Origin of the sequence: Streptomyces cinnamoneus (genome assembly GCF_002939475.1) — a bacterium.
GTDB lineage: Bacteria > Actinomycetota > Actinomycetes > Streptomycetales > Streptomycetaceae > Streptomyces > Streptomyces cinnamoneus_A.
Map to the genome: position 1 here is coordinate 5,390,206 of NZ_PKFQ01000001.1, position 13,708 is coordinate 5,403,913.

Annotated in this window: 13 protein-coding genes; 9 read left to right on the forward strand and 4 right to left on the reverse strand. The window is 70.9% G+C overall.

All coding sequences use genetic code 11. From position 1 onward, the window contains the following. Positions 1 to 195: 195 nt before the first annotated feature. The 4 genes from CYQ11_RS24115 to CYQ11_RS24125 form a co-directional block, all read right to left on the reverse strand. On the reverse strand, positions 196 to 1,317 hold the full coding sequence (locus tag CYQ11_RS24115) for a serine hydrolase domain-containing protein (protein ID WP_099202447.1): 1,122 nt from the start codon (positions 1,315 to 1,317) through the stop codon (positions 196 to 198). A gap of 125 nt (positions 1,318 to 1,442) precedes the next feature. Then, positions 1,443 to 2,015, reverse strand: a complete 573-nt coding sequence (locus CYQ11_RS30805) for a DUF6545 domain-containing protein (RefSeq protein ID WP_338105733.1) — start codon at positions 2,013 to 2,015, stop codon at positions 1,443 to 1,445. A gap of 50 nt (positions 2,016 to 2,065) precedes the next feature. Continuing rightward, on the reverse strand, positions 2,066 to 2,398 hold the full coding sequence (locus tag CYQ11_RS24120) for a hypothetical protein (protein WP_099202448.1): 333 nt from the start codon (positions 2,396 to 2,398) through the stop codon (positions 2,066 to 2,068). A 194-nt stretch (positions 2,399 to 2,592) separates the two neighbouring features. Beyond that, positions 2,593 to 4,035 carry an amino acid permease gene (locus CYQ11_RS24125; RefSeq protein WP_099202449.1) on the reverse strand — a complete coding sequence of 481 codons (1,443 nt, stop codon included), beginning with the start codon at positions 4,033 to 4,035 and terminating at the stop codon, positions 2,593 to 2,595. A gap of 723 nt (positions 4,036 to 4,758) precedes the next feature. On the opposite strand from CYQ11_RS24125, the gene CYQ11_RS24130 reads away from it, so the two are divergent. The 9 genes from CYQ11_RS24130 to CYQ11_RS24170 are packed head-to-tail and all read left to right on the forward strand — an operon-like array spanning position 4,759 to position 13,708. Then, positions 4,759 to 5,694: a hydroxymethylglutaryl-CoA lyase-like TIM-barrel protein gene (locus CYQ11_RS24130; RefSeq protein WP_181143768.1), complete on the forward strand. Its 936-nt coding sequence runs from the start codon at positions 4,759 to 4,761 to the stop codon at positions 5,692 to 5,694. 35 nt (positions 5,695 to 5,729) lie between these two features. Further along, positions 5,730 to 6,488: an iron-containing redox enzyme family protein gene (locus CYQ11_RS24135; RefSeq protein ID WP_099202451.1), complete on the forward strand. Its 759-nt coding sequence runs from the start codon at positions 5,730 to 5,732 to the stop codon at positions 6,486 to 6,488. A 1-nt stretch (position 6,489) separates the two neighbouring features. Beyond that, positions 6,490 to 7,449: an aminotransferase class IV gene (locus CYQ11_RS24140; RefSeq protein ID WP_099202452.1), complete on the forward strand. Its 960-nt coding sequence runs from the start codon at positions 6,490 to 6,492 to the stop codon at positions 7,447 to 7,449. Next, positions 7,446 to 8,837 (forward strand): hypothetical protein, encoded by a 1,392-nt coding sequence (locus CYQ11_RS24145; RefSeq protein WP_099202453.1) that lies wholly within the window; start codon positions 7,446 to 7,448, stop codon positions 8,835 to 8,837. The genes CYQ11_RS24140 and CYQ11_RS24145 overlap by 4 nt, the downstream gene beginning before the upstream one ends. Further along, positions 8,834 to 9,964, forward strand: coding sequence for an o-succinylbenzoate synthase (gene menC, locus CYQ11_RS24150; RefSeq protein ID WP_099202454.1), 1,131 nt, complete (start codon positions 8,834 to 8,836; stop codon positions 9,962 to 9,964). The genes CYQ11_RS24145 and menC overlap by 4 nt, the downstream gene beginning before the upstream one ends. Further along, on the forward strand, positions 9,952 to 10,629 hold the full coding sequence (locus tag CYQ11_RS24155) for an RraA family protein (RefSeq protein WP_099202455.1): 678 nt from the start codon (positions 9,952 to 9,954) through the stop codon (positions 10,627 to 10,629). The genes menC and CYQ11_RS24155 overlap by 13 nt, the downstream gene beginning before the upstream one ends. Then, complete coding sequence (locus CYQ11_RS24160; protein ID WP_099202456.1) at positions 10,629 to 11,576, forward strand: DMT family transporter; 948 nt, start codon at positions 10,629 to 10,631, stop codon at positions 11,574 to 11,576. Before CYQ11_RS24155 ends, CYQ11_RS24160 begins: the two co-directional genes overlap by 1 nt. A 36-nt stretch (positions 11,577 to 11,612) precedes the next feature. After that, complete coding sequence (locus CYQ11_RS24165; protein WP_099202457.1) at positions 11,613 to 13,106, forward strand: M81 family metallopeptidase; 1,494 nt, start codon at positions 11,613 to 11,615, stop codon at positions 13,104 to 13,106. A 38-nt stretch (positions 13,107 to 13,144) separates the two neighbouring features. Beyond that, positions 13,145 to 13,708 (forward strand): nitroreductase family protein, encoded by a 564-nt coding sequence (locus CYQ11_RS24170; RefSeq protein WP_099202458.1) that lies wholly within the window; start codon positions 13,145 to 13,147, stop codon positions 13,706 to 13,708.

Consider the following 13,708-nt stretch of genomic DNA (forward strand, 5'->3'; position numbering starts at 1 on the left):
TGACGCAAGCGTGAGTCGGTGAGGAGTGACCGGGCCGGGTCGCTGGTGGGAACGGTAGAACCTGTGAAGTCGCCAATGAGATCGAGCCGGCTCATGCCGACCGGATTGCCATGAGCCGGCGCGACAGGTCATTGGCCAGCGGTCCGGGGCCCTGATCCACATCAGGACGCGAATGAACAGACGAGGGGCTTTTGGTCAGAGTGCCAACGCTTGGTAGACGGCCTGGAGAAGCTTCTGGCTGCGTGGGTCAGTGAGGCCGAGGTAGGTCATCTGGTTCATCACATATGTGAAGGTCATGCGCGCGTCGAGGTCGTTGACGACCAGCGATCCGCCCCTTCCACCCCAGAAGCAGGTGTGGACGTTGGATGTGCTGACCGGTGAGTCGCTGGCGTTCAGGGCGTAGCCCATACCGAAACGTACCGGGATGCCAAGCACCAGATCGATGTCGTGGGACTGTTCGTTGAACACCGTGCGGCAGGTGGTCTCGGAAAGTAGGCGCGCCGAGGGTGTCAGGCCTCCGGTGGAGAGTACCGATTGGACAGCGGCCACGGATCGTGCGTTTCCGTAGCCGTCCGCGGCGGGGATCTCGGCGCGGCGCCACTGGGTGCTCCTGGTGTCCTGGGCGGTCACGTAGGCGCCGACCGGTACGGTCACTTGTGGGTTGGGCGTGGGTGCGGGGCCGGGTGCGGGGATGACTTCGGAGACGCGGTGATCGTGTTTGGCTGCGAGGCCGATGTGGAAGTCGGCGTCCAGTGGGCCGGCGATCTGGTCGGCGAAGAATGTGCCGATTGACTCTTGGCAGATGCGGCGGATGACCTCACCGATCAGGAAGCCGTGGGTGAACCGGTGGTAGCCGGACGTCGTGCCGGGTTCCCAGCGGGGCGATTGGCGGGCCAGCAGGGTGGTGGCCTTCTCCCAGTCGCACAGATCGTCGAGTGTCATGGGCTGGTCCCAGTCGGGGAGGCCGGCGGTGTGGCTGAGCAGGTGCCGGATCTCGATGTGCTCTTTCCCCGCGGTACCGAACTCGGGCCAGTATTTCGCGACCGGTGCGGACAGGTCGAGCTCGTTGCGGTCGGTGAGGACGAGAGCGCACAGCGCGGTCATCGTCTTCGTGGTGGACCACACGTTGGTGATGGTGTCGCGCTGCCAGGGCCGGGTACGGGCCTGGTCGGCGTACCCTCCCCACAGGTCGACGACGAGTTCGCCGTCGAGGTAGACCGCCACCGAGGCACCTACATCCGCCCCGCTCTGTAGGGAGTTGGCGAACGCTTCCCGTACTGCGCTGAACTGGTCGCTGCAATTTCCTTGAATTTCCATGTCGAAAAGACCTCCGATTTCAGTGTGTCGTTATCGGGCGGCTAAGGCGGGCGGCGAGTTCATGGATCTGAGGTGAAGTGTTCGCCTTGGCGGCTTTGCATAGGAACTCGATCTCGCCAGACAGGTCAGCACCCCCGTGGAGTGGGACGGCCAGATCGCCGCGCAACCGGGGTGCACCGCCTGCCTTGGCATATCGCGCTATATGTAACCAGCATGCGGTCACACTGGGTTCGATATCGGCGGGGCGAGCTTTCGTGTTCGAGGTGGGCTTGAACGTCGTCCAATACCGCTTGGGGGATGTAGGCGCGCAGGTCGAGAATTGCGTCACGGATCTCGATCACTGTCCGGTGGAGGCGCAAGTCCAGAGGGTCGGAACGTCGGAAGAGGCCGAGGCCACGTGGGCGAGTCTGTGACAGGCTGACGTCGGGCACCGCGTCGACCAGGTCACGCCAGAGCGGGGGAACGCGGATCGCGCTGGCGCCAGGAAGACCCGTGCTCGCGCAATGCGGGCGGGGCTGGTGACTCTGCCCAGCGGCGTGGGAGAGGCAGCCTGAGCAAGTCCCTCCTGTATGCAGGACGGGCCGCTTGGCCCGCCAGCAGGGCCAGCTCCATCGCCATGGCTGTGTCTGCCCGTTGGTCCGCAGTGGTGCAGAGCGCTGGCCTGGCCGACAGTCAGCTGCCCTCGGCCCAGGCACCATGCGCAGCCAGTGCCGTGTCGTGGCCAAGGGACTGGGGCAGTACGAGCTGGTCAATACCGGAAGCTCGACTGTTCCATCCCGATACAGATCATCACTGGCCTAATGTTTTCCCCGCCATCCACCGGGTGCAGTTCGAGGTTGAGGTCCCGAACTGCAGCGATGGACCACACCATGTCCTCGGGAAAGTTCATGGCTCTGGCTTCTTCCTGGGCCTCGAACAACGGGCTGACTGAGTCCCACTCGCCGGATGGTTCAAACCGGCACCTGAACCATGGCTGGTCAACCTCCAGGAGGAAGAGGGTGCCGACGAGCGTGGCTCCATGCTTTACCTGCCAAGCTGCTTCCTGTTGCTCCTTGCGCTGCGTTCGTCGCCACACACTCATCGACGCCCTTTCCACCTACAGTCGCGTCTGATGTCTCGCCAAGAAATAATCTTCACCCATACAGGACGTTACCTCGCGTCGGCCGCAGACTCCGCTGGAAGAACTTCCACAGCCACCCGCACGTTGCTCCCACTACCTCACGTGCGTCAGCCAAGGCCCGCGCAGAGTAGGGGCGGTCGTCGCCGCCCCCTCCCTCACCGCGATGAAGTGCGCTCCTCCGGCTTGACTACGGGCGCCGGCCTCGTGGCCGCTCCCCCCGCGACCTTCCCCCGCCCCCGCAGTGCCGCCCAGCCAACCGCTAGCAGCGCCACCCATACCCCCATCACGTACAGCGCCACCCGTGTCTCCCGTTCCCAGCCGATCAGCACCGTCACGAACGCGAAGCTCGCGAGGGCCAGCCAGTTGGTGTACGGGGCTCCCGGCATGCGGTACGGGGAGGCCGGGACCTGGCCTGCTGTTGCTGCTCGGCGGTAGCGCATGTGGGTGACCAGGATGATGCTCCAGACCAGGATCGCGCCGCCCGTCGAGACGCTCGTGATGTACGTGAACGCGTGTTCCGGGTCCAGTGCGTTGATGCCCACACCCGCCGCCATCACCACCGCCGAGACCGCCACCGCCGTCCTCGGCACGCCCCGGCCCGTGAGGCGGGCCAGGGCCTTCGGCCCGTCGCCGTTGAGGCCCACCGTGCGCAGCATCCGGGCCGTCGCGTAGAGGCCGCCCGCGTTGCAGGAGGACAGGGCCGAGGTGAGCACCACGAAGTTGACGATGCCCGCCGCCGCCGGGATGCCGATCTTGGCGAACGCCGCCACGAACGGGCTGGTTCCCGGGCGGAACTCGCTCCAGCTGACCACCGACAGGATGACCACGAGGGCGCCCAGGTAGAAGAGGGCGAACCGCAGCGGGAGGCTGTTGATGGCCCGGGGGATGTTCTTCTCGGGGTCCTTGGTCTCGCCGGCCGTGACGCCCACGAGCTCCACCCCCAGGTACGCGAAGAGCACGATCTGCAGTGTCATCAGCGAGTCGCCCACGCCGTGGGGCGCGATGCCCCCGTCCGCCCACAGATGGCTGACGGAGGCGGTGTCGCCCGCGTCGCCGAAGCCCAGGATGAGCACGCCCACCCCGATCAGGATCATGCCGAGGATCGCGGTGACCTTGATCATGGCGAACCAGAACTCCAGCTCGCCGAAGATCTTCACCGAGATCAGGTTGGCGCAGGTGAGGACCACCAGGGCGATCAGGGCCGTCTTCCACTGCGCGAAGTCCGGGGCCCAGTAGCGGACGAACGTGCCGGCCGCGGTGATCTCGGCCATGCCCGTGGTCACCCACATGATCCAGTACGTCCAGGCCGTGGCGTAGCCCCAGAACGGGCCGAGGAATTCGCGTGCGTAGTCGGCGAAGCTTCCGGAGGCGGGGCGGTACATCAGCAGTTCGCCCAGGGCCCGCACGACGAGGAAGAGCACGGCGCCCGCGACGGCGTACCAGAGGATCAGGCTGGGGCCCGCCTGGGAAATGGCCGTGCCCGCGCCGAGGAAGAGGCCCGTGCCGATGGTTCCGCCGATGGCGATCATCTGTGTCTGGCGGGTGCCGAGACTGCGCTTGTAGCCGCCCTCGGTGGGTGCGGTCTCCGGTGGTGTCATGCTTCCCGATTCCTTTTCGCAAGCGGTCACAAATAAGGTCACAAGTGAGGTCACCATTTCGGCCACACGTGTGGTCCCAAGTGGGTCATCAGTGGGGTCACCCGTGGACGGGGTGCGCGTGAAGGGAATGGGCCGGAATTCGGTTGCGCACTCGCCGTCGCGCCCCGTGGCGGTCCGGTCGGGGCGCGGAGTATTCCGTTTCCCTCCCTCCCCTCCGGTCCCGTTCAGCGATGCTGTCAATCTTGATCGCGTATCGTCAAGGCGCTAACGCCTGTGGCGTGTTGTGGCGTGAGTGCCCACAGGGGTCGGCTGGGGCACCGTCGGAGTGCGTCAGTTGAATGTTGGCCCATAACCAGCCGCCCAGGGTGCGGAGTTGGAGATTTCGCTGCTCGGGCCGGTCGTGTCGATCGGACGGCCGGGTGCGATTTTCGGTCACCCTGTGGGAATTGAGTCACCAGCCCGTGCGAGTGCCCACGCCGCCGTGTCATCGTTACCGGGAGGGCCCACCCGGCCCCTTGACGCGTCTGATAGCCATTGACAGCATCCTCGAAGTGCGCACCGGAAACCGGCCACGCACATTCCACTCCGCCCAGCGGATTTCCCCGCCGCCCGTGGCGTTCCCCGTTCACGGGGCGGGCCGGTCCGACTCAGCCAGGAACCATTTGCAGCAAGTGCTCCGACGGAGGCGTTGTGAAAATGCCGTTGCCAGGTGAAGCATCAGCGATGGATTCAGTGGATTTCCAGAACGTACGGCTCTTGGACGTCACGTTGCGGGACGGCGGTTACGTCAACCGGCACTCCTGGGCGGCCGATCAGGCCGAGCGGGTGGTCCGGTCCGTCGTCCGGGCCGGCGTCGAGCGCGTCGAGGTGGGGTACTTCCGCCCCCGCCGGCATGACGCCGACGGGGCGACGGCCCCCACGGCCTCGTGCCCGTCCGGCTTCCTCGCGCGGCTCCGGCGCGCGGCGCCCCGCGCCCGCCTGGCCGTCATGGTGCGCCCCGGCGACACCGCCCCGGAGGACTACGCCGCCCTGCCCGCCCTCGGCGTGACCACCGTCCGCTTCCCGGTGGGGCCGCGGAACCTCGCCGCGACCCGGCCCCACATCGAGGCCGTCAAGGCGGCCGGCATGGCGGTGGGCCTCAACGTCATACGGGTCAGTGAACTGCCGCCCGCGGAGGTCGTGCGGATCGCCGAGCGGGCCGAGGGCGACGGCGCCGACGTGTTCTACCTCGCCGATTCCAACGGAAGCCTCTTCCCGGAGGACGTCGCCCGCCTCGTCGGCGAGATCCGCGGGCACCTCGCCATCCCCCTCGGTTTCCACGCCCACGACGGCCTGCACCTGGCCTTCGGCAACGCGCTCGCGGCCCTGCGCGAGGGATGCGCCTACCTGGACGCCTCCCTGGGCGGGATGGGCAAGGGCGGGGGCAACCTCCGGCTCGACCTGATCGCCGGCTACCTGCGTTCCCGCGGGGTGCGGAGCCTGGACATCGCCCCCCTCGCCCGGGCGGCGGCCGACGTCCTCGAACCCTGGAAGACGCGGGACTTCACGGCGGAAGCCGAGTCCATCGTCTCCGGCCTGCTCAACCTGAATCTCGACGAGATCTCCGCGGCCCGCGAGCGGAACGACGGCCGCGACCTGGTTTCCCTGCTCAACCGGTGAACACGCCACCCACACGTCCGAGGTGAGAAACAGGAATGTCGGAATTCGTCGCCGAACTCGACCGGATGATCGTCGAGCGGAAGAAGATGACCAGCCCCCTCTACCAGACCATCGTGTCCGGCAAGGCCACCGCGCGCCTGCTGCGGACCTTCGTCGTCCAGCGCTGGCCGATCAAGAACCTCTGGACCCGGAACATCCTCGGCATAGCCTCCCGCGTCGACGACCACCGGCTGCGGTCGCTGCTCGTGGAGAACATCTACGAGGAGGAGACCGGCGCCCTCTCCGGCTCGCGCCGCCACCTGGAGACGTTCGCCGACTTCGGCCGCGCGGTCGGCGTCACGCGCGAGGAACTGGAGGACACCGAGCCCTTCCCCGAGACCACCGCCGTGGTCGAGCACAACATCGGCGTCTGCAACGACTCCGAGGTCCACTTCACCGCGGGCGTGGCCTCCGTGCTGCTGCTCATGGAGGGCCAGCCGCCGATCGTGAACGCGAGCGGGAGCAGCATGCTGACCGTCATGCGCGACGCGTACCGGCTGCCCGACTGGGGCTACGAGTTCTTCGTCCACCACGCGTCGGCGAACGAGGAGGCCGACGCCGTGAGCGAGCTGGAGGACGAGCACGCGGCCGCCGCCCGGGAACTCCTCGTCCGCTACTGCGACACCGACGAACTGCGGGCCGGGGCGAAGAAGCACCTCGCCAGGGCCCTCGACCTGCGGCACCAGCACTTCGACGCGATCCTGCGTGAGGCGTACTCCGCAGACGAGCCCGTCTTCCGCCACCAGGGAGCGTGACGTGACCGCGAGTCCCCCCGCAGCCTCGCCCGTCACCTGGGCCTACCACGACGGCGGCTGGACCGACGTCGCCGCCGCGAGCGTCCCCGTGGGGAGCCTCGCGATGCGCTACGCCCTGTCCGTCTTCGAGGGCGTCAGGATGTACCGCCAGCACGGGGCCGGCGGGGTCGTGCCCTTCCTCCTCGACGCGCACGTCCGGCGGCTGGGGGACTCGTTGACGCTGACACGGATCCCCGACCCGGGCATCGCCCGGCTCCCGTCCCTCGTCGGCGAGCTGGCCCGGCGCAACGGCTTCGACGACGACGTCTACGTCCGCGTCGCCGTCAGCGCCCACAACCAGGGCACCATGGGCGCCGACGTGGTCCCCGTCCTCACCGTCACCGGCACCCCCATGGGCCGCAAGCGCTGGCTGGCGGGCGGGTTCACCGGCATGAGGCTCCAGATCAGCGGCTGGCAGCGGGGCGGCCCGAACACCTTCCCCCCGGCCGCCAAGAACATCTCCAACTACGCGGGCCCCCGGCTGGCCCTGCTGGCCGCCAAGGACGGCGGCTACGACAACTGCGTCCTGCTCAACGAGCACGGCCGGCTCTGCGAGGCCCCGACCGCCGCGCTGTTCGTCGTCCGCGACGGCGAGCTGCACACCCCGGCGCTCAGCGAGGGCGTCCTGCCGGGCATCACACGCCAGTGGGTGCTCGACACCGCACGGCGCGTCGGCGTCCCCGCCCGCGAGGGCCTGCTGAGCCGTGGCGACGCCTACCTCGCCGACGAGGCGTTCCTCTGCGGCACCGGACTGGAGATCGCCCCCGTGCGCTCCTTCGACGACCACCCCTGCCGGCACTGGCCGGACGCCCCGGTGACGCGGGCGTTCACCAAGCACTTCTTCGACCAGGTGCGTGGTCTCGACTCCCCGGCTGACCCCTTGGAAGACGTCCCGCACGAGGCCAGCGGAGCGGCACAGTGATCGACTGGCACGCGGCAGGCGCGTACGTGACGGCGCTGACCGGCGCGGACGCGGCCGGCCTGGAACTGTTCCACCAGCGCGTGGCGCGGGGACCGGAGTTCCGGAACAAGGAGTTCCCGCTCTCGCCGCTTCCTCTGCTCCTCACCGAGCGGGAAGCCGCCGCCTACGCCCGGCAGCTCGAATCCTACGGACGACTGCTCGACAGGATCGTGGACCTCTACCGCTCCAAGCCCGCGGTACGCGCCTGGTTCTCCCTCGGCCCCACCGCCGAGCAACTGGTGCTCGCCGACACGGGCCTGGACGGGCACGTCGTCGTCTGCCGGGTGGACGGCTACCTGACCCAGGGCACGGAGACGCCCGTCGTGCTGGAGAACAACGCCGACGCACCGGCCGGCACCCTGTTCACCGCGCGCGTCAACAACACCGTCCACGACGGCCTCGACGCCATGGGCGTGTACGACGCGAGGGGCGTCTGCGGCTCGACGGCCGTCGCGCCACCGCTCTCCCCCCTCACCTACACCGACGAACACGCCCTGCTCGCCGCCCTGCGGTCCTGCGACGCCCGCCGGGGCGGCACGGGCATCGAGCACCTGGCCGTCCTCCAGCCGGCAGGCGGGTCCAACCGGGAGAGCGTCCTGATGGCCGAGTCCTTCCGTACGGCGGGCCTCGACGCCTACCTGGCCGACCCCCGTGACCTGCGGCTTTCGCACGGCCGGGTCTTCTTCGGCGACAAGCCGGCGGACGCCTGCTGGAACAAGGTGAACACGACGGGCTGGTGCGCACTGGTGGAGGCCGACGAAGCCCTGGCCGGCCGCTGGCTGCGCGCCGTCTCCGACACCGGCTTCGTCAACGTCAATCCCTTCGGCGCCCGCTACGTCGCCGAGAACAAGCTCGCGCTCGCGCTGCCCCAGGAACCGGACTTCGCCGCCCTGTTCACCGACGGGGAACGCGCGCTGGCCGCCACCCTGCTGCCCTGGGCCCGCCGGCTGGCCCCGGGCACCCCCGGCCGCACCTCGTACGCCCTGCTCACCGACGAACTCCTCGACCAGCAGCACGCCTACGTGCTCAAGGAGCCGTACGACATCAGAGGCGACGGCGTCACCGTGGGACGCGCCGTCTCCCGGAGCACGTGGGAGAAGGCGGTCGCCCGCGGCCTGGCGGAGGGACACCTGGTGCAGGAATACGTCGCCCCGGTGCCCTACCCCGTGCTGCGGGACGGCGGGACACCGGCCGTGGTGCCGATGGCGACCAGCCTCGACGGCTACGTGATGAACGGCGAATTCCGCGGCTTCGGCGCCAAGGCGAGCCTCCAGGCCCGGGTGAACGTCTTCCAGGGCGGCCAGAAACTGGCCGTGCACGTGCTCGGTGAACGGGCCCGGCCGGCATGAGGGCGGAACGCGTCTCCCTCCTCATGACGCGGGCCCCGCTGGCGCGTCCCTTCGAGAACCGCTGGCAGCGGTTCGAGTCCTGGACCAAGGTGCTGGTCCGCGTCGAGGCGGGCGGCCTGACGGGCCTCGGGGAATGCACGGCCATGGAGACGCCCTACTACAACTACGAGACCACCGAGACCGCCTGGCACGTCCTGGAGCGCTACCTCATCCCGCTGGTCCTCCGATCCGGCACGACCGACCCCGAGGCCGCCGCACGGGCCTGGGCCCACGTGAACGGCCACGAAGAGGCCAAGGCGGCACTCGAATGCGCCCTCTGGGACCTTCGGGCCAAGGCCGCCGGCGTGCCGCTGGGCGTCGCGCTCGGCGGCGAGCGCGCCACCGTGCCCGTCGGGGCCACCGTCGGGATCGAGCCGACGATCGACGCGCTCGTCGACGCGGTGGCCCGGGCGCACGAGGCCGGCTACGCCCGGGTGCGGATCAAGATCCGGCAGGGCTGGGACGTCGAGCCGGTCAAGGCCGTCAGGAGCGCGCTGCCGGACGTCCCCCTGATCGCCGACGCCAACGCAGCGTACGGTGCGGAGGACCTGCCGCACCTGCGCGCGCTGGACGGGCTGGGCCTCCTGGCCCTCGAACAGCCGCTGAAGAGCCGCCTGATCGCCGAATCCGCCGCCCTCCAGGCGTCCCTCGCGACACCGGTCTGCCTGGACGAGTCCGTCAAGTCCCTCGCCGACGTGCGGCAGGCCCTGGACGCGGGTGCCTGCCGCGCGGTCAACGTCAAGGCCGGCAGGGTCGGCGGGCTGGCCGAGGCCCGGCGGATCCACGACGCCTGCCGGGACCACGGCGTCCCGGCGTTCGTGGGCGCCAAGTACGACTTCGGCGTCGGCCGGTGGACGAACATCGCGCTCGGCACACTGGCGAACATGACGCTGCCGAGCGACGTCGGACCCACCGCACGGTACTACCGCGACGACGGCACGACCCCCCAGGTGTGCTTCGTCAGCCCCGGCCGGGTGGCACCACGGCCGGCCCCGGGACTCGGCGTGGAGATCACCGACTCCGCGCACGTGGTCCGCGCACAGTCCTTCTGCCCCACGAGCGACAAGGAGCCCAGGTGGCGCGCATAGACGTCGACCTCGCGGTCAAGACCTTCTCCGAACACGGCACGGCGGCCGTCAGCGACGCCATGGACCTGCTCGGTCTGAACGGCGGTCTCGAACGGCTCACCCGCATGTCCGGCGAGGGGACGAAGGCCGGCCCCGCCTACACCCTCGGATTCGAGACGGTCTCGCCCGGAGTGCCCGCACCGGCCGCGGAGTTCATCGACGACGTCCCCCCGGGCTCGGTCGTGGTGATCGCCAACCGCGGCCGCACGCACTGCACCGTATGGGGCGACATCCTCACCGCCGTCGCCGTGCGGTCGGGCCTCGCCGGGACCGTCATCGACGGCTGCTGCCGGGACCTCGACGACATCAGGGCCCTCGGCTACTCCGTGTGGAGCCTCGGCGCGTACATGAAGTCCGGCAAGAACCGCGTCCGGCTGGTGACGCGGCAGGAACCCGTGGAGATCGGCGACACCGTCGTGCACCCCGGGGACCTGGTGTGCGCCGACGGCGCCGGCGCCATCGCCGTGCCCGCCGCCCACGTGACCGAGGTGACCGGGAACGTCCTGCGCGTCGCCGGCATGGAGGCGGCGGTGCGCGTCGACGTGGCGGCCGGCACGCCCCTGCGCGAGGCCCGCCGCCTGCACGGCTACAACCAGATGTCCCTGCGGCCCCGGAAGGCGACTTAGTGGCGCCAGGCAGGGCGGCGCGCACCCGGCGCGGCGGGGTCGCGGCCGCGTCCGCGGCGCCGCCGCCGAAGGAGCGGGGCCGGCCGCGGACGGGAGCCTTCCTCGTGCTGCTCGCCGGCGTCCTCTGGGGCACCATGGGAGCCGCGCAGAAGGTCCCGGACCAGATGGGCGGCGTCGCCTCGACCGGTGCCTTCCGCACGCTCCTCGGCGGAGTGTGCCTGCTCGTCGCCGCCGGGCGCGCGGCCCGCCCCCGCCGGTCGCCCGGCGCCCGCTCCCTGGGGGCCCTGCTCCTCGGCGGCGTCAGCGTCGGCGCCTTCCAGATCCTCTTCTTCGCCTCGATGCGGCACATCGGCGTGGCGATGGGCACCGTGCTGACCATCGGCAGCTCCCCGGTGTTCGCCGGGCTGATCGTGTGGGTGCGGACCCGGCGCCGGCCCGCCACGCACTGGTGGGTCGCCACGGCGACCACGGTGCTGGGCTGCGCGCTCCTGAACGGCGGCGCCCCGTCCGGCTCCGCCGGCTCCCCGGCGCCCGGCATCGCCATGGCGCTGGCAGCCGGCGCCAGTTACGCACTGTTCGCCGTGGTGAGCAAGCCCCTCATCGCCGCCGCCCCGGCGCAGGTGGTCATGGGCTGGATGCTGCTGGTGGCCGCCGTGGTCCTGCTGCCGTTCGCGCTGCGCGACGACCTGTCCTGGCTGGCCGCCACGGACGGCCTGGCCGTGGCGCTCTACCTCGGGGTGGTGACGACCGCCGGAGGGTTCCTCGTCTTCGGGCTGGGCCTGCGGTGGGTGTCGCCGACCACGGCGGCCACGCTCAGCCTCGTGGAACCCCTGACGGCCGCCGTGCTCGGCTTCGGCCTCCTGGGCGAGCCCCTGACGGCCGCGATGCTGGCGGGCGTCTGTCTGCTGTTCGCCGGGCTGGCCTGGACCGCGCTGCGGCCGGTCTGACCCCCACCACCGGAGAACCGATCCTGTGAGGTCCTGATGCGCGTCGTCGTCGCCGGAATCGTCCACGAGTCGAGCACGTACGCCACCGAGGTGACCGGCCGCACCGGCGAGGAATCGTTCGCCGTGTTCACCGGAGAGGCACTGGTGGAGGAGTTCCAGGACACCGCCACGTGCGCCGGAGGCTACATCGACGCCTGCCGCCGCGGCGGTGCGCGGCTGGTGCCCGCGCTGCACGCGAGAGCCGAGCCGGCCGGCGCGGTGAGCCCCCGGGCGTTCGAGGCGCTCTGCTCGCGGCTGCTGGCACGGATCGGCGACGGGCCGCCCGCCGACGCCCTGCTGCTCGACCTGCACGGCGCGGGCGTGATCGCCCCGGACCGCTCGTTGGACGCCGAGCTGCTGAGACGGGTCCGGAACCTGGTGGGCCGACGGCCGGTGCTCGCCGTCACGATGGACCTGCACGCCAATCCCCCCGCCGAGGTCTTCGACCTCGCGGACGTCGTGGCCGGATTCCAGGAGTACCCGCACGTCGACATGGCGGAGCGGGCGCGCCGCGCGGCGGACGTCGCGCTCGCGGCGCTGCGCGGCGAGGCCGCCCCGGTCACCCGGCACCTGCGCCTGCCGATGCTCCTGCCGCCGTCGCCCACCGACGCGGGAGCCGCCCGTGAACTGCGCGACCTGGCCCGGGCGATGGAGGACCGCCCCGGCGTCCTGGCCTGCACGGTCTTCCACGGATTCCCCTACGCCGACACCGCCCACGCCGGGGTGGGCGTCGTGACCGTCACGGACGCGGACGCCGCCCTGGCCGACGACGTCAACCGCGAACTGGCCGCCTGGCTGTGGGCGGAACGGTCCCGCTTCCTCGGCCGGCCCACGTCCGTCGAGGAGGCGGTCGGCGCCGCCACCCCGGGGGCCGGCCGGCCCCTGGTCATCGCCGACGCGGCGGACAACCCCGGCGGCGGGGGATGCGGCGACGGCACCCACCTCCTGGCGGCGCTGCTGGACACGGACGTCCCGGCCTGCTTCGCCACCCTCCACGACCCCGGAGCCGTCGCCGCGGCCGTCCGCGCCGGCGTGGGGGCGACCGTCGACGTCACCCTCGGCGGACGCCACGGCGAACGGTGCGGAAAGCCCCTGCCCGTCCGCGCGACGGTCCGCGCGCTCACCGACGGCCGCATCGTCCAGCAGAGCGTGCGGCGCGGCAAGAAGGCGTCCTACGGCCCGTGCGCCCGGCTGACCGCCGGGTCCGTGGACATCGTCGTGGCCAGCGAACGGCTTCAGGTCTTCGACCCGGAGATCCTGCTGCTGCACGGCATCCAGCCGGAGCGCCACGCCATCGTGGCCGTGAAGTCCGCCCACCACTACCGCTCCGGTTTCGCCGCCGTCTCCGACCGCCTGATCGCCGCCGACGCGCCCGGGCTGACCAGCCGGGACGTGCGGACGTTCCCGCACAGGCCGCCGGTGGACGGCTTCTGGCCCCTGGACCCCCACCGCGGGTTCCCCGCCGACGCACAGGCCCGGCACCACCGGTGACGGGCGACCAAGAAGTGACGAAAGGACCGCGAACCCCCATGCGCCTCGAAGAAGCCATCACCTCCCGCAGGAGCGTCGGCCGGCTGACGGCCCCCGCCCCCTCGGACGCGGAGCTGCACGACATCGTGGCACTGGCCATGACCGCTCCCGATCACGGCCGGCTCTCCCCGTGGCGAGTGATCCCCCTGCGCGGGGCGTCGCGCGAGACGCTCGGCGAGCGGTTCGCCGAGGCGGCCCTGGACGGCGAACCGGCGGCCCGGGAGCGGGCCGCCAGGAAACCCCTGCGGGCGCCCCTGCTGCTCACCCTCGTCTTCTCCCCGGTCCCCGACCACGCCAAGGTCCCCGAGTGGGAACAACTGGCCGCCGCCGTCTGCGCGGTGCACACCATGACGCTGCTGCTCCACGCCCGGGGCTGGGGCTCCATCTGGCGTACGGGCGCGGTCGTCACGGACCCGGGGGTGCACGCCCTGCTCGGGCTGCGCAAGCACGAACAGCTCCTGGGCTGGCTCTACGTCGGCACCCCGGACGCCCGGCACGCCCCCGTCCCGCGCCCGGCGGGGCGTCCGGAGGACAAGCTCCGGCCGTTCGCGCCGGGCCGGTGA

Bases quoted from the DNA above. Each gene is read 5' to 3' on its own strand.
- CYQ11_RS24115 (WP_099202447.1), bottom strand. From the start codon at position 1,317: ATGGAAATTCAAGGAAATTGCAGCGACCAGTTCAGCGCAGTACGGGAA.
- CYQ11_RS30805 (WP_338105733.1), bottom strand. From the start codon at position 2,015: ATGGTGCCTGGGCCGAGGGCAGCTGACTGTCGGCCAGGCCAGCGCTCT.
- CYQ11_RS24120 (WP_099202448.1), bottom strand. From the start codon at position 2,398: ATGAGTGTGTGGCGACGAACGCAGCGCAAGGAGCAACAGGAAGCAGCT.
- CYQ11_RS24125 (WP_099202449.1), bottom strand. From the start codon at position 4,035: ATGACACCACCGGAGACCGCACCCACCGAGGGCGGCTACAAGCGCAGT.
- CYQ11_RS24130 (WP_181143768.1), top strand. From the start codon at position 4,759: ATGGATTCAGTGGATTTCCAGAACGTACGGCTCTTGGACGTCACGTTG.
- CYQ11_RS24135 (WP_099202451.1), top strand. From the start codon at position 5,730: ATGTCGGAATTCGTCGCCGAACTCGACCGGATGATCGTCGAGCGGAAG.
- menC (WP_099202454.1), top strand. From the start codon at position 8,834: ATGAGGGCGGAACGCGTCTCCCTCCTCATGACGCGGGCCCCGCTGGCG.
- CYQ11_RS24165 (WP_099202457.1), top strand. From the start codon at position 11,613: ATGCGCGTCGTCGTCGCCGGAATCGTCCACGAGTCGAGCACGTACGCC.
- CYQ11_RS24170 (WP_099202458.1), top strand. From the start codon at position 13,145: ATGCGCCTCGAAGAAGCCATCACCTCCCGCAGGAGCGTCGGCCGGCTG.